The sequence below is a fragment of the Sphingomonas sp. 1185 genome (assembly GCF_040544655.1).
Lineage (GTDB): Bacteria > Pseudomonadota > Alphaproteobacteria > Sphingomonadales > Sphingomonadaceae > Sphingomonas.
The window spans coordinates 157,293-179,842 of the sequence record NZ_JBEPKL010000006.1; the positions used below are offsets into that span (position 1 = coordinate 157,293).

Annotated in this window: 13 protein-coding genes; 5 read left to right on the forward strand and 8 right to left on the reverse strand. The window is 67.1% G+C overall.

The window, feature by feature from the left end; translation table 11 throughout:
- Positions 1-16: 16 nt before the first annotated feature.
- From ABIC44_RS07085 to ABIC44_RS07095, 3 genes are all read left to right on the forward strand, one after another.
- Positions 17-994, forward strand: a complete 978-nt coding sequence (locus ABIC44_RS07085; protein ID WP_354294521.1) for an arabinan endo-1,5-alpha-L-arabinosidase — start codon at positions 17-19, stop codon at positions 992-994.
- On the forward strand, positions 991-2,022 hold the full coding sequence (locus ABIC44_RS07090) for a glycoside hydrolase family 43 protein (protein ID WP_354294523.1): 1,032 nt from the start codon (positions 991-993) through the stop codon (positions 2,020-2,022). The genes ABIC44_RS07085 and ABIC44_RS07090 overlap by 4 nt, the downstream gene beginning before the upstream one ends.
- A gap of 271 nt (positions 2,023-2,293) precedes the next feature.
- Positions 2,294-5,203: a TonB-dependent receptor gene (locus ABIC44_RS07095; RefSeq protein WP_354294524.1), complete on the forward strand. Its 2,910-nt coding sequence runs from the start codon at positions 2,294-2,296 to the stop codon at positions 5,201-5,203.
- 78 nt (positions 5,204-5,281) lie between these two features.
- Here ABIC44_RS07095 and ABIC44_RS07100 read toward each other — a convergent pair whose 3' ends face one another.
- Genes ABIC44_RS07100 through ABIC44_RS07120 form a run of 5 tightly spaced genes read right to left on the reverse strand, consistent with a single transcriptional unit; the run spans position 5,282 to position 13,242 of the window.
- Positions 5,282-6,724, reverse strand: a complete 1,443-nt coding sequence (locus tag ABIC44_RS07100; protein ID WP_354294526.1) for a GH1 family beta-glucosidase — start codon at positions 6,722-6,724, stop codon at positions 5,282-5,284.
- 56 nt (positions 6,725-6,780) lie between these two features.
- Positions 6,781-8,586, reverse strand: coding sequence for a glycoside hydrolase family 9 protein (locus ABIC44_RS07105; RefSeq protein WP_354294527.1), 1,806 nt, complete (start codon positions 8,584-8,586; stop codon positions 6,781-6,783).
- A complete protein-coding gene (locus tag ABIC44_RS07110) occupies positions 8,583-10,214 on the reverse strand; it encodes a tryptophan halogenase family protein (RefSeq protein WP_354294529.1) in 1,632 nt (543 codons plus the stop codon). Before ABIC44_RS07110 ends, ABIC44_RS07105 begins: the two co-directional genes overlap by 4 nt.
- Complete coding sequence (locus ABIC44_RS07115) at positions 10,211-11,683, reverse strand: tryptophan 7-halogenase (protein ID WP_354294530.1); 1,473 nt, start codon at positions 11,681-11,683, stop codon at positions 10,211-10,213. Before ABIC44_RS07115 ends, ABIC44_RS07110 begins: the two co-directional genes overlap by 4 nt.
- A complete protein-coding gene (locus ABIC44_RS07120) occupies positions 11,680-13,242 on the reverse strand; it encodes a tryptophan halogenase family protein (protein WP_502959822.1) in 1,563 nt (520 codons plus the stop codon). The genes ABIC44_RS07115 and ABIC44_RS07120 overlap by 4 nt, the downstream gene beginning before the upstream one ends.
- Before the next feature lie 211 nt (positions 13,243-13,453).
- Here ABIC44_RS07120 and ABIC44_RS07125 point away from each other — a divergent pair, with 211 nt between their 5' ends.
- The gene (locus ABIC44_RS07125) at positions 13,454-16,903 is read left to right on the forward strand and encodes a TonB-dependent receptor (RefSeq protein WP_502959826.1); all 3,450 of its coding nucleotides are present in this window, start codon (positions 13,454-13,456) and stop codon (positions 16,901-16,903) included.
- Positions 16,904-17,033: 130 nt separating this feature from the next.
- On the opposite strand, the gene ABIC44_RS07130 is transcribed toward ABIC44_RS07125, so the two are convergent.
- The 3 genes from ABIC44_RS07130 to ABIC44_RS07140 all read right to left on the reverse strand — a co-directional run bounded on the left by ABIC44_RS07130 (position 17,034) and on the right by ABIC44_RS07140 (position 22,242).
- A complete protein-coding gene (locus ABIC44_RS07130; RefSeq protein WP_354294534.1) occupies positions 17,034-17,609 on the reverse strand; it encodes a hypothetical protein in 576 nt (191 codons plus the stop codon).
- Between the two features lie 106 nt (positions 17,610-17,715).
- A complete protein-coding gene (locus tag ABIC44_RS07135) occupies positions 17,716-20,037 on the reverse strand; it encodes a glycoside hydrolase family 31 protein (RefSeq protein WP_354294546.1) in 2,322 nt (773 codons plus the stop codon).
- A gap of 135 nt (positions 20,038-20,172) precedes the next feature.
- Entirely contained in the window at positions 20,173-22,242 is a 2,070-nt protein-coding gene (locus ABIC44_RS07140) for a phosphocholine-specific phospholipase C (RefSeq protein ID WP_354294535.1), read from the reverse strand.
- A gap of 225 nt (positions 22,243-22,467) precedes the next feature.
- On the opposite strand from ABIC44_RS07140, the gene ABIC44_RS07145 reads away from it, so the two are divergent.
- On the forward strand, positions 22,468-22,550 hold an 83-nt coding region (locus ABIC44_RS07145; RefSeq protein WP_354294547.1), incomplete at its 3' end, for an IS1/IS1595 family N-terminal zinc-binding domain-containing protein.

The window sequence follows — 22,550 nt, forward strand, 5'->3', positions numbered from 1 at the left end:
CATGGTCCTGCTTTCGATGCCCATCGATCCCGTTGCCGCACAGGACATGGCCCTGTCGGGCGATGTGGTGCCCGCCCATGATCCGGTCCTGATCCGCGAAGGCTTGGATTATTATAGCTATTCGACCGGGCAGCGGGGCCGGGTGCCGCTGGTCGCGCGGCGGTCCCGCGATTTGCGGCACTGGACCGCCTTGCCGTCGCCTTTGGCTGCCATCCCCGACTGGGCGCTGGCGGCGGTGCCCGGCGCGCGCGAGATGTGGTCGCCCGACATTGCGCGGGTCGGGGAGCGCTATCGGCTTTATTACTCGGTGTCGCGCTTCGGTCGGCAGCAATCGGTGATCGGGCTGGCGACTTCTGCCACGCTCGATCCGGCGAGCCCGGCCTATGGCTGGCGCGACGAGGGATTGGTCGTCGCGTCGAAGGCGGGCGACGCCTATAACGCGATCGATCCCGCCTTCGCCCGCGACCGGCAGGGCGGCGAGTGGCTGGCCTTTGGCAGCTTCTGGGGCGGCATCCAACTGATCCGGCTCGACCCGCGCACCGGCAAGGCCATGCCCGGCGCCGTCCCGAAACCCATCGCGCGACGCGGGCCGGGCGAAGGGGCGGGCGGCGCAAATGCGATCGAGGCGCCGTTCATCGTCGATCATGGCGGCTGGTACTGGCTGATCGTTTCGTTCGACCTATGCTGTCGCGGCGTGAAGAGCAGCTATCATCTGGCCGTCGGGCGGTCGCGCGTGATCGAGGGGCCCTATGTCGACCGTGCGGGGCGCGCGATGCTGGATGGCGGCGGAACGGTGCTGTTGCAGGCGGATGCGGCGGGGCGCGACCGGTTTCGCGGGCCGGGCCATGCCGGTGTCCTGCACGATCGCGGCGGCCGCGACTATCTGATCCATCATGCCTATGACGCGGCGGCGGGGGGAGCCCCCACGCTGCGCATCGCCCGGTTGCGCTGGGACGCGGCGGGCTGGCCCTTCATCGGAAAGGAAAACCCATGACCCAGATCGAGATGACCCGGCGCGCTCTGGTCGCGGGGGGCGCCGCGCTGGCCGCCGCGCCGCTTTTGGCTAGAACGGGTGGCGAGCGGGTGCGCAATCCGCTGATCCGCCAGCGCGCCGATGCGCAGATCGCGCTTCAGGCCGATGGGCTCTATACCTTCATGGCATCGGTCCCCGAATATGACCGGGTGGTGCTGCGTCGGGCAAAGACCATCGCCGGGCTGGCGACCGCGCCCGAGACGGTGCTGTGGCGGCGGCCCGCATCGGGCCGGATGGCGGGGCATATCTGGGCGCCCGAGATCCATCGGATCGATGGCCGCTGGTATGTCTATGTCGCGGCGGGCGATGGCGGCGACGTGTTCCATATCCGCACCTATGTCCTGCAATGCGACGGCGCGGATCCGGTGACCGGCCGCTGGTCGGTGCTCGGCCAGCTGGAGACGCCGTGGGATACGTTCACGCTTGATTCGACCAGCTTTGTCCATCGCGGCACCCGCTATCTGGCCTGGGCGCAGAAGGAGCCGGGCATCGACACCAACTCCAACCTGTATCTGGCGCCGATGGCGACGCCGACCACGCTGGCGGCGCGGCCGACCCGGCTGACCGTGCCGACGCTGCCCTGGGAGATACGGGGGTTCAAGGTGGCCGAGGGCCCCGCGCCGCTGATCCGCAACGGCCGCATCTTCATGACCTATTCGGCCAGCGCCACCGATGCGCGCTATTGCATGGGCATGCTGACCGCGCGCGACGATGCCGACCTGATGGACCCCGCCGCCTGGACCAAGTCGCCCGAGCCGGTGTTCCGCACCGACGCCGCGCGCCACATCTACGGCCCCGGCCACAACAGCTTCACCGTCGACCGGGCGGGGGGCGATGTGCTCGTCTATCACGCGCGCGATTATGAGAAGATCAGCGGCGATCCCCTCTACGACCCCAATCGCGATACGCGCGTCCAGCGTTTCGGCTATCGCGCCGATGGGGCGCCTGATTTCGGGCGGCCGCTGGCCAATGGACCGACCTTGGTATGATTCGGGTCATTAAGACCGACAAGTCAGCCCAGCGACCGCCTCTCCGGGTTTCGCTCGGGCGGACTCGAACTTGTGGCGACGGATCAATCGCATGAACGATTGTTCGCGCTAACATGCCGTTGCCCTCCTTGCGCCCTGGTGTTGCGGAAAATCAACGGACCACATCGTCTTTCATAATTCGTTCATCAACGGCTTGACGATCACGAAGGATAGTCAGACAAATGCTCCCGAAGGTGACACCGAAAACTCGGGTCCGATGAGGGGAGAGGTTATGAAGCATCACATTCTGCTGCTGTCGGTCGCACCGATCGCGCTGCTGGCGGCGCCCGCCCAGGCGCAGACCGCCGCACCCGCGACCAAGGCCCAGACGACCGATCCCAACGCCCCGGTTGAGGCGCAGACCGCCGTCGGGATCGAGCAGGATCTTTCCGAAGTCCCCAATCGCAGCCCGGTCCAGGCCTCGACCACCGGCCTGGAGGACGATCAGGCCGATCCCCGCGACATCGTCGTCACCGGCTACCGCGCCAGCCTGGGCAGCGCGCAGGCGATCAAGCGCAACTCGGATGCGATCCTCGACGCCATCGTGGCGCAGGACATCGGCAAGTTGCCCGACAATACGGCGGCCGAATCGCTGGCGCGCGTGACCGGCATCCAGGTCAGCCGGTACAGCGACGAAGTGACCCAGGTGCTCGTCCGCGGCCTGCCCGACGTGGCGACGACCTTCAACGGCCGCGACATCTTCACCGCCGAAGGCAGGCGGGTTGCGCTCCAGGATTTCCCGGCGGGCGCGCTGGCGGGTCTGGAAGTCTATAAGTCGGGGACGGCCGATCTGATCGAGCCGGGGCTGGCGGGCCTCATCAATGTGCGGTCGCGTCGCCCCTTCGACTTCGAAAAGGGGCTGACCGTCGCGGGCGGCGTGCGCGGAACCTATAACGACCAGACCAAGAAGTTCGACCCGCTGGGGAATCTGCAGATCAGCCAGCGTGCGGATACCGCGATCGGCGAGATCGGCTGGCTCATCAACGCCGCCTATACCCAGGCCCAGTATCGCAACGCGGTGCGCTGGGGCGAGAACAACTCGGCAAAACCGTCGGACGGCGTGACCGTCCTTCCGAGTTCGGTCGGGCGCAATTTCGAGATTCCGACGGCGATCGGGGTGTATAACGACAGCGGCAAACGCTGGCGCCCCGCTGTCAACGCCAGTGTGCAGTGGCGTCCGGCCCACAATCTCGAACTTTATTATGATTTCCTTTACCAAAGCTATCGTGGCGAGATCGCGAATGACTGGCTCCGCGTCCCGCTGCTCGACAGCAATCCGACGCTCAGCAACGTCGTGCTTCGCCCTGGCCAGTCGGCACAGGTTGACAGCCTGACGAAGACCGGGGGCTTCCGTCCCGAAGCCTATCGCAGCACGGTCAAGGGATATACCGATACCTATCAGGTCGCAGGCGGAGCGAAATGGGATATTGGCCGGGCGCATTTGTCGACCGATCTGGCCTATACGACGTCGCAATACGGCTCGGATGAGTGGAGCTTCGACACGGCATTTGCCAAGTCGCCGACCGCAGATGTCCGCTTCTTCGTCAATGACGGCATTTCGTTCGATCTGCCGGGCTTCGACGCCACCAATCCCGCCAACTATATCTGGCGCGGATATTTCGAAGCCACTTACCGGGTGAAGGGGAAGGGGTGGCAATGGCGCACGGATCTGGACCTGGAAACGGATGTGTCGCTGTTCCCCCGGCTGCAATTCGGTTTCCGTTGGACGGATCGCGATGCATCGCTGCGTCGGGGCAATCGTTATGCCTCGACCGAACCGCTCGCCATCGGGCTGGCCGACACCCCGACAGGCGATCTGGCGTTGACCCAGAACGCCTTTCGTGGGGACCAGGGTTTCACCAGTTGGCTGATGCCGACGCGCGAGGGGATCGCCGGCAATGCGGCCCGGTTACGGCAATTCTCCTTTGAAGCCCTTCAACGGCTGGTCGCCGGAAACCCCGATAATACCGGCTATCGCGATGCGTTGAACCGCTTTGCGACGCCGGAAGTCCAACTCGATCCGTTGCAGGCCTTTCTGGCGGATGAGCAGACCTATAGCTTCTATGGGCAGGCCAAATATGAATTCTATCTGGGTTCGGTCCGCTTCGACGGCCTGATCGGCACGCGCATCGTCAATACGGTGGGGTCCTATCGCGGTGTGTCCAGCGTCGAGTTCAATGGCGTTCGGCGCAGCGAACCGCGTTCGACCCGTGCCAACTATGTCGACGTCCTACCCAATGTCTCGCTGCGCATTCGTCCCGACGACAAGCTGCAAATCCGTTTCGGCATCACCAAGACGCGGACCAAGCCCGAATTCGGACAACTGAACCCGGCGATCAACATCACGCAGAATACGGCTGCGGTGGTGCCGGGCGCGGTGGAGGATACGCGGTTCGGTCCGGGCTTGCGCGGACGGCCCGATGCCTATGGCAGTGGCGGCAATCCCGGCCTGCAGCCCCTGACGTCGACCAATTACGACATGTCGGTCGAATATTATTTCTCGCCGACCGCGTCGGTTACGGCAGCGGTCTTCTATCGCGATCTCAACGGCTTCATCAGCAATTATACCAATCGCGTGATCGATCCGGTCTATGGCCTGCTGGAAATCTCGCGTCCGGAAAATGCAGGCGCGGGCCGGATCAAGGGCATCGAAGTGGGCGGCCAGACCTTCTTCGACTTCCTGCCGGGACTGTGGAGCGGGTTCGGCATCCAGGCCAATATGACGTATCTCGACGGAAAGCAGCGTTATCCCGCCAATCTGTTCGTCTCGACGGGCGGGACGACGCAGCCGCCTTTCGTCGCCATCCCCAATCTGTCCAAATGGACCTACAACATCGCTCTCTTCTATGAGAAGGGGGATGTCTCCACCCGCTTGTCCTTTAACAATCGGGACGCGTTCCTGAACGGGAATTTCTTCACCGCGGACGGTATCTATCAGGGGGAAGGGACGACGCGAATTCAGCGCCTGGACTTCGGGTTCAACTATAACATCACCAAGGAAATCACGATCGCGTTCGATGTCGCGAACCTACTGGCCAAACCCTTCAACAATTATCGCCAATATGGCGAGGGACTGGTCTATCCGCGCGATGTGCGCGACGAAGGCCGCTATTATGGTGTAGGCGTCCGCTTCCGCTTCTGACGGTCGCCCCCTGGCCGACAGGCATGGAAAACCCCGCCGATCGGCCGATCGGCGGGGTTTTTTGTCATGTGGGTAGGATCAGACCAGCGCGTTGCGGCGGATCAGTTCCTTGTACCAGCGCGCGGACAGCTTGGGGGTGCGCTTCTGGGTGGCGAAGTCGACATAATGGATGCCGAACCGCTTGCCATAGCCATCGGCCCATTCGAAATTGTCCATCAGGCTCCAGAGGAAATAGCCCTTGAGCGGGAATCCCTCGGCCGCCGCGCGGCGGAACTGGCCCAGATAGTTGCGCAGATACATGATCCGGTCGCCGTCATCGACCGTCCCCGCCGGGTTGAGCGTATCGTCGGCCGAGGTGCCGTTTTCGGAGATGTAGATCGCCTTGGGCTTCCACAGCTCGCTGGCCGCGCGGACGCCCCAATAGGCGGCCTCGGGGCCGACATAGAGCCAGGGCGAGGCCATGCGCGGCGACTGGGGCAGATGGGGCAGGGGGACATAGCCGCGCGGATCGCTCGCATCGGCCTTCACGAAGGTCGGCGTGTAGATGTTGAGCGCGACGAAATCGAGCGGGCTGCCGATCGCGGCCATGTCGCCCGCCTGCACCTTGGGCGCATCCGCCCCGGCCGAGGCGAGATAGCTGTCGATATAGCGGCCTTCCATGACGGCGGTCAGGAACATCGCATTCTCGTCGCGCATCGCCTTCTTGGTCGCCTCGATATGCTCGGGCGTCTCGATGACGGGGACGAAGATGCTGGCATTGTCGGCGATGCCGACCTCGGTCCCCGCCTTGGCATGGGCGCGGATCGCCTGCACGCCCAAGCCGTGCGCCAGGACGCCGTGATGGCGGACCTGGTTCACCTGTGCGGGGGGTAGCTTCAAGCCCGGCGCGTGGATCCCGACCATATGGCCCAGATCGGTGAAGCAGCGCAGCTCGTTGACCGTCATGAAGCGGTGGACGCGGTCGGACAGCTTGCCCGCCATGAAGCCCGCATAATCGGCGAACGCCTTGGCCGTGTCGCGATTCTGCCAGCCGCCGGGCAGCGCCTGGGGCAGGTCCCAGTGGAACATGGTGACATTGGGCTGGATTCCCGCCGCCAGCAGCGCGTCGATGACGCGGTTATAGTAATCCAGGCCCTTCTGGTTGACCTTGCCGCGCCCCTCGGGGAAGATACGCGACCAGGCGATCGACATGCGATAGGCCTTCACGCCCAGATCGCTGAGCAGCGCGATATCGTCCTTGTAGCGGTGATAGCTGTCGCAGGCGACGTCGCCGGTGTCGCCATTGGCGACCTTGCCCGGCGTGTGCGAGAACACGTCCCAGTTGGTCAGCCCGCGCCCATCCTCCTTGACCGCACCCTCGATCTGATAGGCGGCGGTGGCGCAACCCCAGAGGAAGTCCTTGGGAAAGCTCAGGCCGGCGGTCTGCGCGGCGGCGCGTGCGGCGGCCAGCGTGCCGCCGCCGGTGGCGAGCGCGGCACCGCCCATCGCCATGCCGGTCTTCATGAAATCACGACGATCCATCGAATGTCCTTTTGTCCTGAAATCGAATTTTGCAGAAACTTGGTGAACCCGGGCTGTCAGCGTGCCGGGGCGGCTGGCCGGGTCAGGTCGCTGGCCAGCCAAACCAGCGGCGCGTTCCAGTTGATCGCGACCTCGTTATGCGCATAGGCGCGCGCATCGTCGATCCAGCAGCGCTGGCCCACGCAATGCCCCTTCATCGGCGCGGAGGCGGGTTCGGGAAAGACGGTGCTGTTGGCCCCGCCACTCAGCACGCCGGGCGGCGGTCCGGGCATGCGGGCATCCATCTGATGCGCCCAGAAACGGTGATGCGGGTTCTTCATGGGCTTCCACCCGAAGCCGCTGACATAGCTTTGGTCGAGCGGATTGCGGCCCAGCACATAATCCATCGTATCGACCGCCGCGTCGCGGTAGCGGGCCTGCCCGGTGAAGCGCGCGGCCAGCGCCAGGATCATGCCCCGGCCCAGAATGCCGCTGTTCGACCCCCAGTGATAGGCGGTGTCGGCAAAGGGAATGTGATAGCCCGACCGTGCCTCCTCGGCCAGGAAATGGTCGGCCAGCGCCACCAGTTTGGCGCGCGCGGCGGCGCGTTCGGCGGGCGCCACCCCGGTCGCGGTCGCCAGCGTGATGGTGCCCAGCGCGGCGGTGCTGCCCCAGCTCGGCTCGGCGGTCAGCGGTGCGGCATGGAGCGGCATGGCGTGCAGGGCCTCGGCCAGTTCGGGCATCCCGGTCGTGGCATAGAGTTCGGCGGTCGCCCAATAGAGTTCGTCGGACAGCTCGCCATCGCCGTAACCGCCGCTGCCGTTGAAGTCCTGCGCGGCATAGATGTCGGGATTGCGCCGCGCCGCGCGATACGCCTTGCCCGCCGCGACCAGACAGCGTTTGGCGAAGGCGTCGTCGATCCCGCGCCAGATGCGCGCGCATTGCGCCGCCGTCGCCGCCAGGTTCAGCGTCGCGGCGGTGCTGGGCGGATAGAGCAGCCGCTCCTCATGATCGTCGGCGGGCGCGGTGGGCAGCGCCGTCCAGTTGCGGTCGGCGATCTTGTGATGCGCCATCCCGCCCGCATCGACCGGCGTCAGCTGCTTGACGCGCCCGGCCTGCCGCCCGACCGGCAGCGCCAGCGTCTGGCCGTCGGGCACCTGCATCGCCAGCAGGAAGCGCATCTCCCATGCCGTCTCGTCCAGCAGGTCGTTGATCCGGTTCCCGGCCTCGGGCAGCGCGGCGGCGCCATCGGGGAAGGGCGGCGAGGCGGCATCGACCTCATAGAGATTTTGCAGCATCCACAGCGCGATGCCGCCATTGACGACATATTTGCCCTGGTCGCCCGCATCATACCATCCGCCGGTGACATCCAGCCTATAGGGGCAGCCCGGCCAGACCGTGCCCGCCAGATCCGCCCCCTTGAAGCAGGTGACGACTTCCTTCGCATGACCGGCGGCCCGCGCCCATTGCGGCCCGCCGGCGAAACGCGCCTCGATCGGCACGCCTGCGCGCTGCTGGTAGAAGAAGTTCAGCGCGGCGCGCGCCAGCGGGGCATAGACGCCTGCGTCGATGGTGAAGACGGGGCTGGTCCGCCCGTCCACCTGAAGCCGGTAGCGGCCCGGCGTGGCGAAGCGGCCGAAATCGATCTGATGGACCGTGTCGCCCGAGGCGGCATCGGGGCCGAAGGGCGTGGTCCGCCCCTCCGCCACCGTCGCGCCGCTTTCGTTCAATAGCCGCCAGGGCAAGGGCTGCATGCCGTCATGCGCCAGGATGGCGCGCTTGGCGGTGTCGGGGCGAAAGCCGATCTGGTTGAGATGGGGCCCCGGCGCGTCGGTCGCACCGATCGCGGCCAGCGCCAGCAGGGGAAGAACGAACCGCTTCACAAGATCACTCCCTGCGCCCGCCCGGCATCGGGGGCGGTGCGCGCAAAATCATAGCCGGTGTCGTCGGCCTTCGCCGCCCCCGTCATGCCCGTCATCGCGGGGGCGAGCGGCGAGGGCGCGACGGCGCGCAGGAAATCGCCATGGCTGGGCAGCCGCGCCCCCGTGTCGGCATAGCCCTGATGCATCTGCGCCAGCGCCTGCGCCACCAGATTTTCGTCGAGCGCATCGGCGGCGGGCTCCCACCCCTGCGGAACCATCCCCTGGCCCAGGCAGACCGCGATCCAGCTGGGGTTGCCGAACAGGTCATAGCCTTCGCGGAACAACCGCCCCTTGCCCGACCATAGCGCCATCTTGCGCGCCAGGCTGTCGGGCACGTCCATGGTGCGCACCCGGTCCCAGAAGGGCGTGTCGCTGCGCCGCGTCGCCTTGTAGTGGAGGATGATGAAGTCGCGCACATCCTCGTACAGGTCGTGCATCTGGCGGTTGAACTCGTCCCGCTCGGCCGGGTCGAAGCGGGCGTCGGGGAACAGCGCGATCAGCCGCTGGATCGCGGCCTGCACCAGATGGATGCTGGTCGATTCCAGCGGTTCCAGAAAGCCGCTCGACAGGCCCAGCGCCACGACGTTGCGGTTCCAGCTTTGCCGACGCCGCCCGGCGGTGAAGCGTAGCTGGCGCGGATCGCCCAGCAACTCGCCCTCCAGGCTGCCGAGCAGCTGCGCGCGCGCGGCATCGTCGTCCAGATACTCGCTGCAATAGACCAGGCCATTGCCCATCCGGTGCTGGAGCGGGATGCGCCATTGCCAGCCCGCCTCTCGCGCGGTCGAGCGGGTGAAGGGATCGGGTTCGCGCGGGTCGGGCAGCGCGCACGGGGCGGCAACCGCACGGTCGCAGGGCAGCCACCGGGCATAGCTTTCATAGCCGGTGCCCAGCGCCTCCTCGATCAGCAGGCCGCGAAAGCCCGAGCAGTCGATGAACAGGTCGCCCTCGACCCGGCGGCCATCGGCCAGCGTCACCGCCTCGACATAGCCGTCCTCGGGGCGCAGCCCGACCGCCTCGATCCGCCCCTCGATCCGCGTCACCCCGCCACGCTCGGCATAGGCGCGCAGATAGCGGGCATAGAGCGAGGCATCGAAGTGGAAGGCGTAGAACAGCTCGCGGATCGGCGAGCGCGCATCGGGTTTGGCGCGCCCGAACTTGCCCCCACGCGCCGCGACCGCGCTCATTGCCCAGTCGGCGATGTCGGGCAGGGCGGGCGTGCGGCTCTTCTCGCGCAGCCAGAGCTGGTGGAAATGGACGCCCTGCAAATCCTGGCCATAGCGTCCGAAAGGGTGGAAATAGCGTTCGCCGCGCTCGCCCCAGTCGACGAACTCGATCCCCAGCTTGAACGTGCCGCCGGTCGCGGCGAGAAATTCATTCTCGTCCAGCCCCAGCATCTGGTTGAAGGTGATGATCGGCGGGATCGTCGCCTCGCCGACGCCGACCGTGCCGATCTCCTCGGACTCGACCAGCGTGACCTGGGTATAGCCGTTGTTGAGGAGGCGCGCGAAGGCGGCGGCGGCCATCCATCCGGCAGTGCCGCCGCCGACGATGACGACCCGACGGATGCTGTGCTCGTGGGATGTCGTCATCGGGCAAGGCGTCTCATCTGGGCCGCCCGCCATTCGGCATGGGCGGGAAGGCGGGGCAGGGCGGCGGCGATGGCGTTGGTGAAGCGGTCCATCATGCCCCGCAGTTCGGCGAAGCTCATGGTCTCGGCCAGCGGATCGACGCGGCGCGGCAGCACACCCTGACCCAGCAGGATCGCGGCCCAGCTGTCGCGCGCGAACGTCTCTTCCTCATAGAAGGGCAGGCGGCCACGCTCGGCGAATTGCGCCAGCGTGTGCGCCAGGCTGGCGGGCGGTGCGGCATGCGCCATCGCCTGCCACATCGGCTCGGGGCGGCGCGCGGTGCGGTAATGCGCGGCGAGGAAGTCGCGCACCCGCTCGGCCTCGGCCAGGGTCTGGCGGTTGAAATCCGCGCGCTCGACCGGGGCCATGTCCGCGTCGGGCAGCATCGCGACCAGCCGGTCGATCGCGCTCAGCGCCAGATGGAGGTTGCACCATTCCAGCGGCTCGACCTGGGTGGCGGCATCGCCGATCGCGACGCAATTGCCGCGCCAGGGCTGGGGGCGGGTGCCGGGGTGGATGGTGACGGGCCGATCCGGTGTCGCGTCGTCCGCCGCCAGCATCGCGGCGGCCTGCGCATCGGGCAGATGGGCCGCGGCATAGGCGATCCCGACCTGCTCGCCGCTCGACCAGTGCCATCCCGCCGCATGGGCGGTGACGGGGGTGAGCACCGGCGGCCCTTCGCCCCCCTGGCGGCTGCCGAGCAACACCCGGTCGCAGGGCAGCCAGGCGCTCCAGTCCTGCCGCTCCGCGTCGATCACGCCGCGCATCCGCGCCGCCGGGCCGGTCGCATCGACATAGAGGTCTGCGGCCAGCGTCTCGCCGCCGGTCAGCCGGATGCCGGAGAGGAAACCGCGCGCGTCGCAGGCGGCCTCGGCGATCTCGCCGACCGTCTCGCGCACTCCGACATGCAGGGCGAAGGCGCGCATCATCGCGCGGTGCCGGTCCAGGTCGAGCGTCAGGCCATAATCGTGCGCGGCGAACAGCGTGTCGGGCGTCGGCGGTACGAAGCGCCCCGCGCGCGCGGCTTGGGCGGCGGGGGAAAAGCCGTCGAACGGGGTGGTGCTGCCCTCGCGTGCCGCCCGCACCCAGTGGAGGTGGAAGGCGGCCGGACCGATGGCATGGCCATAGGAGCCATAGGCATGGACGTAATCGGGCAGCCCCTCGGCCCAGCCCGCAAAGCGCGTGCCCAGCCGATAGCCCGCCCCGGCGCGCGTCACCCCGTCATCCTCGCCCAGCCCCAGATCGGCCTGGAAACCGGGAAGCGAGGGCAGGGTGCAGGCGATCCGGTCGGCCAGCGCATCGGGCGCGATCGCGGTGGCGAGCAGCGTGACGTCGAGGAACGGCGCGCGCCGCTTGAGCGCGGCGGCGGCGCACCAGCCGGTCAGCCCGCCGCCCGCGACCAGGACCCGCGTGATGGCGCGCGCCGTCATGCCGCCTCCACCATCGGGCAATAGCGTTGCAGGAAGGCGCGGTGATCGGGCCGCGCGCCGACATCGGCGTCGATCTCCGCCTGCAGGTCCGCGACCGCGCGGGTCAGCGTGTCGGCCCTTGCGACATCCGCGCGCGGGTCCCAGCCTTCGGGCAGGATGCCCTGGCCCAGATAGACCGCGATCCAGCTGGCATCCAGGAACACGCCCTCGCGATACTTCACCACCCGCGCCCGCCTGCGCCACAATTCCATCTTCTCGGCCAGGCTGTCCGGGATGGGCATGGTGCGGACATAGTTCCAGAAGGGGGAATCGTCGCGGGTCGTGGCGTGATAATGCAGGATCAGGAAATCGCGGATCCGGTCATATTCCAGGTCGATGATCCGGTTGAACTCGTCGCGGTCCGACGCGGCCATCCCGCGTTCGGGAAACAGCTCGATCAGCGCGGTGATCGCCTGCTGCACCAGATAGATGCTGGTCGACTCCAGCGGCTCCAGAAAGCCGCTGGCCAGCCCTATGGCCACGCAATTGCCGACCCAGCTGCGCCGCCGCCGCCCCGCCTTGAAGCGCAGGAGGCGCGGGCTGGCGAGCGGTTCGCCCTCTACCGCCTGCTCCAGCGCGCGGGCCGCCTCGTCGTCGCCGATGAAGTCGCTGGCATAGACATAGCCATTGCCGGTGCGGTGCTGGAGCGGGATGCGCCAGCGCCATCCGGCGGGCATCGCGATCGCGCTGGTATAGGGGGTGACGGCGGTCTCGGTCCGGCACGGCATCGCCACCGCGCGGTCGGTCGGCAGCCATTTCGACCAGTCCTCGAACGGCTCCTCCAGCGTCTGCCCGAGCAGGAGCGAGCGGAAGCCCGAACAGTCGATGAAGAGGTCGCCCTCCACCCGCTCGCCATCCGCCAGCGTGACCGCGCGGATCAGGCCGCTCTCGCCGTCGCGCTCGACATCGACGACCATCCCTTCGGTCCGCACCGCGCCGGCCTCCTCGGCCAGTTGCCGCAGATAGGGGGCGAAGAGCAGCGCATCGAACTGATAGGCATAGCCGAAGGTCGAGGAGAGGTCCTCGCGATCCCGCCCCGGATGGTCGAACCGCCCCGCGCGCGCCAGGGCACAGGCATAGGACAGCCGGTCGAGCGGCGGCGGCGCGTGCCCCTCCCGCGCCAGCCGGGTCCAGTAATGGTGGAAGTCGATCGGGCCCGAACCGCGTCCGAAGGTGCCGAAGGGATGGATATAGCTGTCCCCGATCCGGCCCCAGTCGCGAAACTCGATCCCCAGTTTGAACGTCGCGCGGGTGCGCGCCATGAAATCGGCCTCGGCGATGCCCAGCCGTTCGTTGAAGGCACGGATATGGGGCAGGGTGGCCTCGCCGACGCCGACCACGCCGATCGCCTCGGATTCGATCAGCCGTACCGAACAGCGTCCTGAAACGAGACGCGTCAGCGCGGCGCCGGCCATCCACCCGGCGGTCCCGCCGCCCACGATGACGACCCGCAGCCGATCCGTTGTCACGCTACCATCCCCCCCTTTGGCCTCGATTCCCGTGCCAATTTTCCAAGTCATGCCGCGCCTTGGTCCTTGCCGCAATCCGTCGCGATGCGAAGCGTGGCAGGAATGTCGCACCTTGTCCCGGATCGGCCATTTTTAGGATCAGTATCTTGTTGTTTCGCGACTGGTAGCGCAATCATGTTGCGGTGAATCGCGGTAACAGTCGCGATCGCGACCTAGTCTGCGACGTCAATAGTGGCGCGCACAAAAGGGGGGGATGACCGTTATGCGCAGCTTTGCGCCGCTCACGTCCAATACCAATCGTTTTTCGCGCCTTCTGTTCGGGGCCTCCGCCGGCGCGCTGTGCATCGCCTCGCTGAGCGCGCCCGCCTTCGCGCAGGCCGCCGATCCGCAGGCTGCGGCCGGAGCGGACCAGTCCACCTCCTCGCCGACCGGATCGGTCGCGGGCCAGGGGACGGCCGGATCGGCGACGCCGCCGACCAGCGCGGCTGTCGGCACCGCCGGATCGCAGCCCGCCGCGGGCGACGAGCTCGGCAGCGAAAAGGAAGTCGTCGTCACCGGCATCCGCCAGAGCCTGGCGAACGCCCAGTCGATCAAGCGCAATTCCGACACCGTGGTCGACGCGATCACCGCCAGCGACATCGGCGCGCTGCCCGACCGTTCGGTGACTGAGGCGTTGCAGCGCGTGCCCGGCGTGTCGATCAGCCGTTTCGCTGCCGCCAACGATCCCGATCACTTCTCGGTCGAGGGTTCGGGCGTCGCGGTGCGCGGCCTGACCTTCGTCCGGTCCGAGTTCAACGGCCGCGACACCTTCTCGGCGGGTATCGGCGGGCAGGCGATCAACTTCTCCGACGTGCCCGCCGAACTGCTCGGCTCGGTCGAGGTGTACAAGAACGCCACCGCCGATCTGATCGAGGGCGGCCTGGCCGGTACGGTCAATCTGAACACCCGCAAGCCGTTCGACAACAAGGGTTTCCATATCGGCTTCACCGCCGAGGGCAATTATGGCGACTTCAAGAAGAAATGGTCGCCGACGGGCTCGCTGCTGGTCAGCAACACCTGGGATACCGGCATCGGCCGCTTCGGCCTGCTCGGCAACATCTCCTATTCGCGCGTCCGCAGCCGGGCGGACAGCATCCGCATCACCAATATCCAGACCCGCGACAACACGCTGGCGCTGGCGGCCAATTCGACCACCGCGCAGAATTGCCGCAACCCCTTGCCCGGCACGGTCGACCAGACGACGCTGCCGGTGGGCGGCACGACCGGGTTCGCGTGCGGCGCGGCCAGCACGCCGGGCGCGGACGGCTATCTCGACCCGGCATCGCTGCGCTACGCACCGATCGGCGGCCAGTTCGCGACGCAGGAATTCGATCGCAAGCGTGACGGCATCGCGCTGGCGGGCCAGTGGCAGAGCAATGACGAGCGCACCGTCCTGACCGCGCAGTTCCTGCGGACCCACACGGTCAACAACACGTCGGAGCGAACCTTCGAGACCGCGCCCGACCTGGCCGAATACAACACCTATCCGGTGGGCTGCCTCCAGAACAATCTGGGCCCCAACAACGCGACGATCGCCCAGTGCCCGACCGGCACGACCAAGAACTATGTCTATGACGCCAACGGCCTGTTCCAGTCGGGGTACATCACCGCGCCGGGCAACGGGTATCGCGCCAGTTGCAGCGGTCAGGCGACCTGCTGGGTTCCCACCGGCGGTACGCAGCAGTCGCTGGCACGCGGCATGACGCGGGACGAGAACACCGTCACCGACTTCGGCGTCAACCTGAAGACCCAGCTCGACGACCATTGGTCGGTCAATCTCGACGGTGACTATACCCGTGCGAAGAAGACCAACACCGATCTGCGCGTGTTCGGCTCGACCTTCGCCGACTCCGAGCTCGACCTGTCGGGCAATCTGCCGGCCGTCATCCCGCACAAGCCGACGACGCTCCAGGCGAGCTGGGCGACGCCCAACCCGACCTTGAACCAGCAGAGCGATTCGCAATATTTCGCCAACCGCAACGTCCAGTTCTGGCGCGCGGCGATGGACCATCTCGAAGAGAGCGTGGGCCGCGAATATGCGTTCAAGGCCGATGTCGACTATAAGTTCGACGAAGGCAGCTTCTTCACCCGCGCGCGGTTCGGCGCACGCTATGCCGACCGCGCGTCGGAAGTCCGCTACACCACCTATAACTGGGGCGCGCTGTCGGAAGTCTGGTCGGGCAGCAACCCCGTGTCCTTCGCGCAGCAGCCGGGCCAGACCGAGCTCTATACCTTCCCGAACTTCTTCCGTGGTGCGACCAACGGTTCGCCGTCCGCCTATTATTATACCGGCAACATGACGGACGATTATCAGCAGGCGGCGGCCTATTTCCAGTCGATCGGCAATTTGTGGAAGTCGGCCAATGGTTCGACCGCCACGACCTGGTCGCCGCTGGCGCAGCGGGCGGGCGTCGTGTCGGGCACGCCGTACCTGCCGTCGGAAATCCAGCTGGTTAACCAGCAGGACAAGAACGCCTTTGCGCAGCTGAACTTCGCGACGCCGGGCGATCTGTTCCCGGGCGTTCGGATGAGCGGCAATATCGGCGTCCGCTATGTCCTGACCGACGTGACCTCGGCAGGCTCGATCGGTGCGCCGACCCGGCAGCAGACGGGCACGACCGACGAGTTCGAGGTCCGGTGCGCGCCGCAGACCACGACGCAGAATGGCGTCAGCGTCACCGCCGTCCCGACGGGCATCTGCCAGCTCGGCAGGCCAGCCTATGACGCGATCCGGCAATTCTCGACCGGGGTCACGACGCCCGATACGGCGCGCAGCCAATATCATTACTGGCTGCCGAGCATGAACCTGAAGTTCGGGATCGGTCGCGACGTGGTGCTGCGTCTGGCGGCGTCGAAGGTGATGACGCGTCCGGACTTCGCCAATATCCGCAACTTCCTGCAACTCGGCTTTGATGCCAATGGCGGCCAGATCACCGCGACGGCGGGCAATCCCTATCTGAAGCCCGCCACCGCGTGGCAGTTCGACGCCACGGTCGAATGGTATTTCGCCCGTGTCGGCCAGCTGTCGTTGGACGTCTTCTACAAGTCGGTGAAGGACTTCTTCTACCAGTCGGTCACCACCCGCAACATCACCAGCAACGGCATCACCCAGTCGGTGCTGGTGCGCGGGCCCTCCAACTATGACGGCACGGGCAAGATCAAGGGCTTCGAGGCGGCGTATCAGCAGACCTTCGACTTCCTGCCGGGGCTGCTCGGCGGCCTGGGGGCGAGCGGCAGCTATACCTATATCGACAGTTCGGGCCTGCCCAACTCGTTCCTGAACGGCGGTGCTCCGGCGAACAATTCCAACATCAAGCCGGGCAATATTCCGCTGGAGGGGCTGTCGCGGCATACGGTCAACGCCGCGCTCTTCTATGAAAAGGGTCCGGTGTCGCTGCGGGCGGCGTATAACTGGCGTTCGAAATATCTGCTGACCCCGGCGGACGTGATCTTCCCCTATACCTCCATCTATCAGGATGCGGGCGGGCAGCTCGACGCGTCGGCGTTCATCAACCTGAACAAATATCTGAAGATCGGCGTGCAGGGCGTGAACCTGGCCAATCAGGTCATCAAGACCGAGCAGGCCTATATCAGCGGTTCGACCGCCACGGCGCCGCGCTCGTACATCGTCAACGACCGCCGCTTCACCTTCGCGCTTCGCGGCACCTTCTGATCCGGAGGGTTCGGCCGGGGCCTTCGGGCTCCGGCCGGAGCGTTACGTGACGTGCGACCGCCCGTTTCCCGTGGGGAGGCGGGCGGTCCTTTTTGGATGGCGGGTGGATTCCCGACCCCCGTTCAATCCATCAGTTATGCGGCAATTTCGACCGATCGAACCCCGGCCCCAGATCGAGCAGAAAGGCCGGTCCGACCTCGATCACCTGCTTGGCGCCCGCCAGCTGGACCGAGATATTGGCCTTGCCCGCGGCATAGGCCTGGTTCGCGACGCCGGTGACATAATAGCGTTTCCAGGTCGATCCGACCCGAACCGGCTCGGTCGCGATCGGGGTGTAAGGCGGCTCCGATCCGCCCATGCCCACTGGGATCGTCACCGGCGCGGCGTCGGTCGCATCGGGCGCGCGCAGAAAGACCATGACCAGCATCGTGTCGCCCGCCGCGATCGGCTTGACCGTCGGATAGGTGACGCCGCTGTCCCAGGGATTGGCCCCGGCGCGTGCGACCTTGATCTGGACTGCGGCCCCGCCCGGAACGTCCGTTGCGGCCACCTGCCTGGCGGTCTGGTTGGGGCCATAGGGATTCCACCCGATGCCCGGTGCGTTGACCGCCTTGTCGAAGATGCTGGGCTGCGCGGCGGCACTGGGCGCGGCCTGTCCCGGCGCGGCGGGCAGCGTGGCCAACAGCATGGCAATAATTCCGATCATGCTCCTTCTCCCCATTTTGGAACGGCCGGTCGTTCCGGTCCGTCGCCAAAATCGTATCGTGCCCGGTCCGTTTTCCTCAAGGGGAAACTCGCCGGGCGCGATCCCGTTACCGGCCGACGATCCTGACCAGCGGCGCCAGCGTCTGGCCGGTCGGCAGGCGGCCCCCGGCGGTCAGCTGGCGGGTGGCGTCGTTCCAGCGCAGCGTGGCGCTGCGCCCGCCGCCGGTCCGATAGGCATTGGTGGTGCCGTCATCGTCATAAAGGATGAAGCTGGCATCACGGCCGGGATAGACGCGGATGCTCTCCAGGGATTGCGCGGTCGCGGTGCTGGGTACCTGGACGCCCATCGGCACGATCGACCCGGCGCGGACGAACAGCGGGATATGATCGATCGGCGCCGCCGCCTCGATCCACTGGCCGCCCGTATAGCGCTTGTCGGTCCACCAGTCATACCAGTCGGTCCCGGCGGGCAGATAGACGCGGCGCGCCGTCTGCCCCTGTTCGGTGACGGGCGCGACCAGGAAGGCGGGGCCGAACATATATTCGTCGCCCAGCGTCTTCACGACCGGATCGTTGGGAAAGTCCATGAACAGCGCGCGCATGAACGGCGCGCCGCTCTGGTTCGTCTTTCGCCCCAGCGCGTAGATATAGGGCATCAGCGCATAACGAAGCCGCAGGCTGTTCGCCAGGATCGGCTCGGCCGCCTTGCCATAGTCCCACAGCGCGGTGCCCGGCCGCTGGCCATGGATGCGCAGCGTCGGGGTGAAGGCGTTATACTGGAACCAGCGGACGAACAGCTCGGGATAATCGCGGTACGACGGCGCCATCGCGGTCGCGCCCGCCGGATCGACCAGCACCGGGGCCTGCGGCTCCGGCCCGTTCGGCCATTGCCAGCCGCCCGTATCGCTCGACCAATAGGCGATGCCGCTGGCGGTCATGCCGAGCCCGGCGGGCACCTGTCGCTTCAGCGCCTCCCAGTTGGATTGCACGTCGGACGACCAGAACAGGCAGCCATTGGCCTGCGTCCCCAGATAGGCGGCGCGGCACAGGATGACGTTGCGCATGGTCGGCCGGTCGCGCGCCGACCCGTCCGCGACGCTGGCGGTGTGGAGCAGCGGATAGACGTTGCGATAACGGTCGCCAGAGCCGATCGCGAAGAAATGCCCCTCGGGCACCAGATCGGGTTCGGTCTCGTCCAGCCAGGCATAGTCGAAGCCGTTGGAAAAGATATTGTCGCGGATCTTGCCCCAGAACCACTCGCGCGCCTCTGGATTGGTGCTGTCGATCAGCGCGCCCGCCCGGTCGGAACGGATGGGCAGGCCGTCGACCGGCTTGCCGTCCTTGTCCTTCATCAGCCAGCCCTTGGCCGCCAGCGTGTCGAACCAGCGGCTCTCGCGCTCGAAACGCGGCCAGATGCTGATGATGCTGCGCATGCCCATCGACTTCAGATGCGCGTTCATCCCCGCCGGATCGGGAAAGGCGGTGCGGTCGATGTCGAGCTGCCCCATCCGGGTCCAGTAGAACCAGTCGAGCACCATGATGTCGAGCGGCAGGCCCCGGCTGCGATAGCCGTCGGCGATCTCGGTCAGCTGGCCCTGCGTCTCGTAACGCGCCTTGCTCTGGATCAGGCCGAACGCGGCCTTGGGCGGCAGCGGCGTCGCGCCGGTCAGCCGGGCGTAACCGGCATAGAGCTCGTCCGCCGTCTTGCCAGCGATCACGAAGAACGACACCCGCTCGCCGACATTGGACTGGAACTTCGTCGCGTTCATCAGGCCGGGCGAGACGGTCGCGGCCGAGGGATTGTCCCACAGGATCGCATAGCCCTTGTCCGTCACCATGAAGGGCACGCAGACGGACTCGCCGCCGGGCCGGTCATAGTCGTGGCGGCAGTCGATCGTCCGGCCGCGCAGGTCGAGCAAGCCGTCCTGATATTGGCCCAGCCCGTAATAATGGGTGTCGGGCGTGTCGGCGAAGTTCGCCCCGACCTTGAACGTCGCCTCGCCCGAGACGGTGTGCGGCGCCATCTCCCACCCGTTCAGCCGGGTCAGCGGCTTGCCGTCCGGCCCCGCGAAGCTGATCGCGACGGGGGGCAGCGAGGGGGCGAAGTAACGCTCCATCTGGCTGGGCGGCTTGGGCCAGGGCTGGGCGGCGACGGTGACGTTCAGCCCGGCCGAGGTGAAGATATCGCCGCTGGCATCGGTGCGATGGGTCCAGCCGGTCGCATCGCTCCGGGCGGTGATGCCATAGCCGGGCTTGGCCTCCGCCAGCGCGCGGTCCATCGCGATGGTGACGCGGACGATGCCGGGGGCATAGGGTTCGACCGAGACCTGCGCGCCGTTGCGCTCGATCGTCGCCAGCGGATCGGCGGAGAGGGCGAGGGGGGCGCTGCCGCAGAGCAGCGCGGCGGCGGCGATCAGTCGCTTCGCCATTCGTCCGCGTCGGTCGCCCGGCGCCGTGGCGCGCGCTATGCTTCGCATGATCCTCATCCCCTTTTGAAACCCGATTATGTGACCGCTAACCCCTATCGCCCCGTCATGCGGCGGGGAAGTGGTTGATTTGCCCGGTCAGGCCATGAACGGGTCGCTCACCGTGGCGCGGTTCGCCTGGTCCTGCCGCCCGGCCAGGCGACGGCGATAATCGGGTTGAGTCGCACGGGTCAGCATCATGTCGTACCAGCCCAGATCGGCGGCCAGCGACCAGCGATGCGCGCCGGGGGCCAGCGCCACGGTCCGCGTCTCGCCGCCGCCCGCCGTGGCGCGCACCATGCGAAGATCGGCGATCGCGGCGGGGACGATCAGGTGCAGCATGTCCTCGGCGATCCGCCATTGCAGCGGCTGTGGCATCGCGCCCCGTCCCGCCAGATGCCGGTGGAACCCGCCCGGTCCCAGGATCCACAAATCGTAGCGTCCCTCGGCATCGAAGTTCCAGCGATCCTCGATCGCGGTGCCGGCGTCGAGCGTATAGCGGCGCGGCACGCGGTCGAGCGCCAGTCGGTCATAGACATGGAAGACCGCACCCGCGCCCTCCGCCTGGAACCGCAGGCCAAGGCCATCGACTTCGGCCATCTCCTGCACCTCGAGCCGATAGGGCAGGGGGCGGGCGCGGCGGAGGCCGGGCTCCTGACGGGGCATGCCGGGCGACACGGGGGCCTGCGGGCTGACCTGTCCCTTGATCGCGGCGGCCCGGATCGCCTCGCCGCGCGGATCGGGCAGGCTGGGGGCCGCATCATCCTTCGCGGAGAAGTCGAACGCGCCGGTCAGGTCGCCGCAGATCGCGCGCCGCCAGGGGGAGATATTGGGTTCGTGAAAGCCGAACCGCGTCTCCAGAAAGCGGATGACGCTGGTGTGGTCGAAGACCTGCGAGTTCACCCAGCCGCCCCGGCTCCACGGCGACACGACATACATGGGCACGCGCGGTCCCAGGCCATAGGGGCGGCCGCGATAGGCGGGCTTGTCGACATCGGCATCGCCGGTCGAGGGCACGTCATGATATTCGCCCGCCAGGTCGACGGTCGAGCCGCCGAGCGGACGGCCATCGGCACCCCGCGACGGCGGCGCGGGCGGCGGGACATGGTCGAAAAAGCCGTCATTCTCGTCGAACATCACGAACAGAGCGGTCCGCGCCCACACCCTGGGATCGGCGGTCAGCGCGTCGAGCAGTTCGGCGGTATAGGCCGCGCCTTGTGCCGGGCTGGAGGGATTGGGATGTTCCGACCCGGCGGCGGTGGCAATGACATAGGACACTTGCGGCAGTCGTCCGGCGAGCACATCGGCCTTCAGCGCGTCCAGCCCGCGCGTGGTCAGCGCCCGGTCCTTCAGCGCCGGATCGCCGCGCCCGTGATGCGCCTCGCGAAAGGCGGCGAAACCGACCAGCGGATTGTCGGTGAAATTGTCCGCCATGTCCTGATAGATGCGCCAGTCCACGCCCGCCGCCTGCATCCGCTCGACCGTGCTGGTCCAGCGATAAGGATCGGCCGCGCCGCCATCCTCGGCAAAGCTGTCATGCGAATTGCTGATCGCCGGGCCGCCCGCTTTGCCCGAAGGATCGTTGGTGCCGGTCCACAGGAACAGCCGGTTGGTGTTGGTCCCGGTCTGGATCGCGCAGTGATAGGCGTCGCAGATCGTAAAGGCCTCGGCCAGCGCGAACTGGAAGGGGATGTCGGCGCGGGCATAATGGCCCATGGCGCGCTGCTTCTTGGCCTCGGGCCAATGCGCCATGCGCCCCTCGTCCCAGGCGGATTGCGCATCGGGCCAGGTGTGCGGCGTGCCCTCCATCCGCATCAGATCGAAATGGGCACGCGTATCGAGCCGGAAGGGCGACACCAGACGCGGGCCGTCGGGGGCGGTGCGGTCCATCTGCTGCCAGACGGTGCGTGGCTCGCCGCCGGGCGTGGCCGGGGCGAGCGGGATGGGGAAGCGGTCGCCGAACCCGCGCACCCCGCGCATGGTGCCGAAATAATGATCGAAGCCGCGATTTTCCTGCATCAGGATGACGACATGCTCGACATCGCGGATCGTGCCGGTCCGCCGGTCGGGCGCGATCGCGGCGGCGCGGGCGATCGCCGGAGGCAGGGCGCCGGCTCCGGCAAGGGCGGCACCGGCGGAAAGGAGTGAGCGGCGGGAGAGTGAAACCATGTCCCGTCATGGCGGAAATCGTTGACGTTTCCATGACGCCATTTTCTTCCTCCCCTGCAAGGGGAGGTGGCGCGCGCAGCGCGTCGGAGGGGTGTCCCGCTACCGAGAGGGTGACACCCCTCCGTCAGGCCTGACGGCCTGCCACCTCCCCTGGAAGGGGGACTGTTTACACCGGCCGCATTGTGGATTCTTGTCTGTTCCTGTGATTTGAGGCGGGGGGATGGAATGCGTTGCCCAAGGTGTGATGGGACTGACCTGATCAAGCGGGGCCGGAAGGCGGGGCATCAACGCTATGTGTGCCGGGCGTG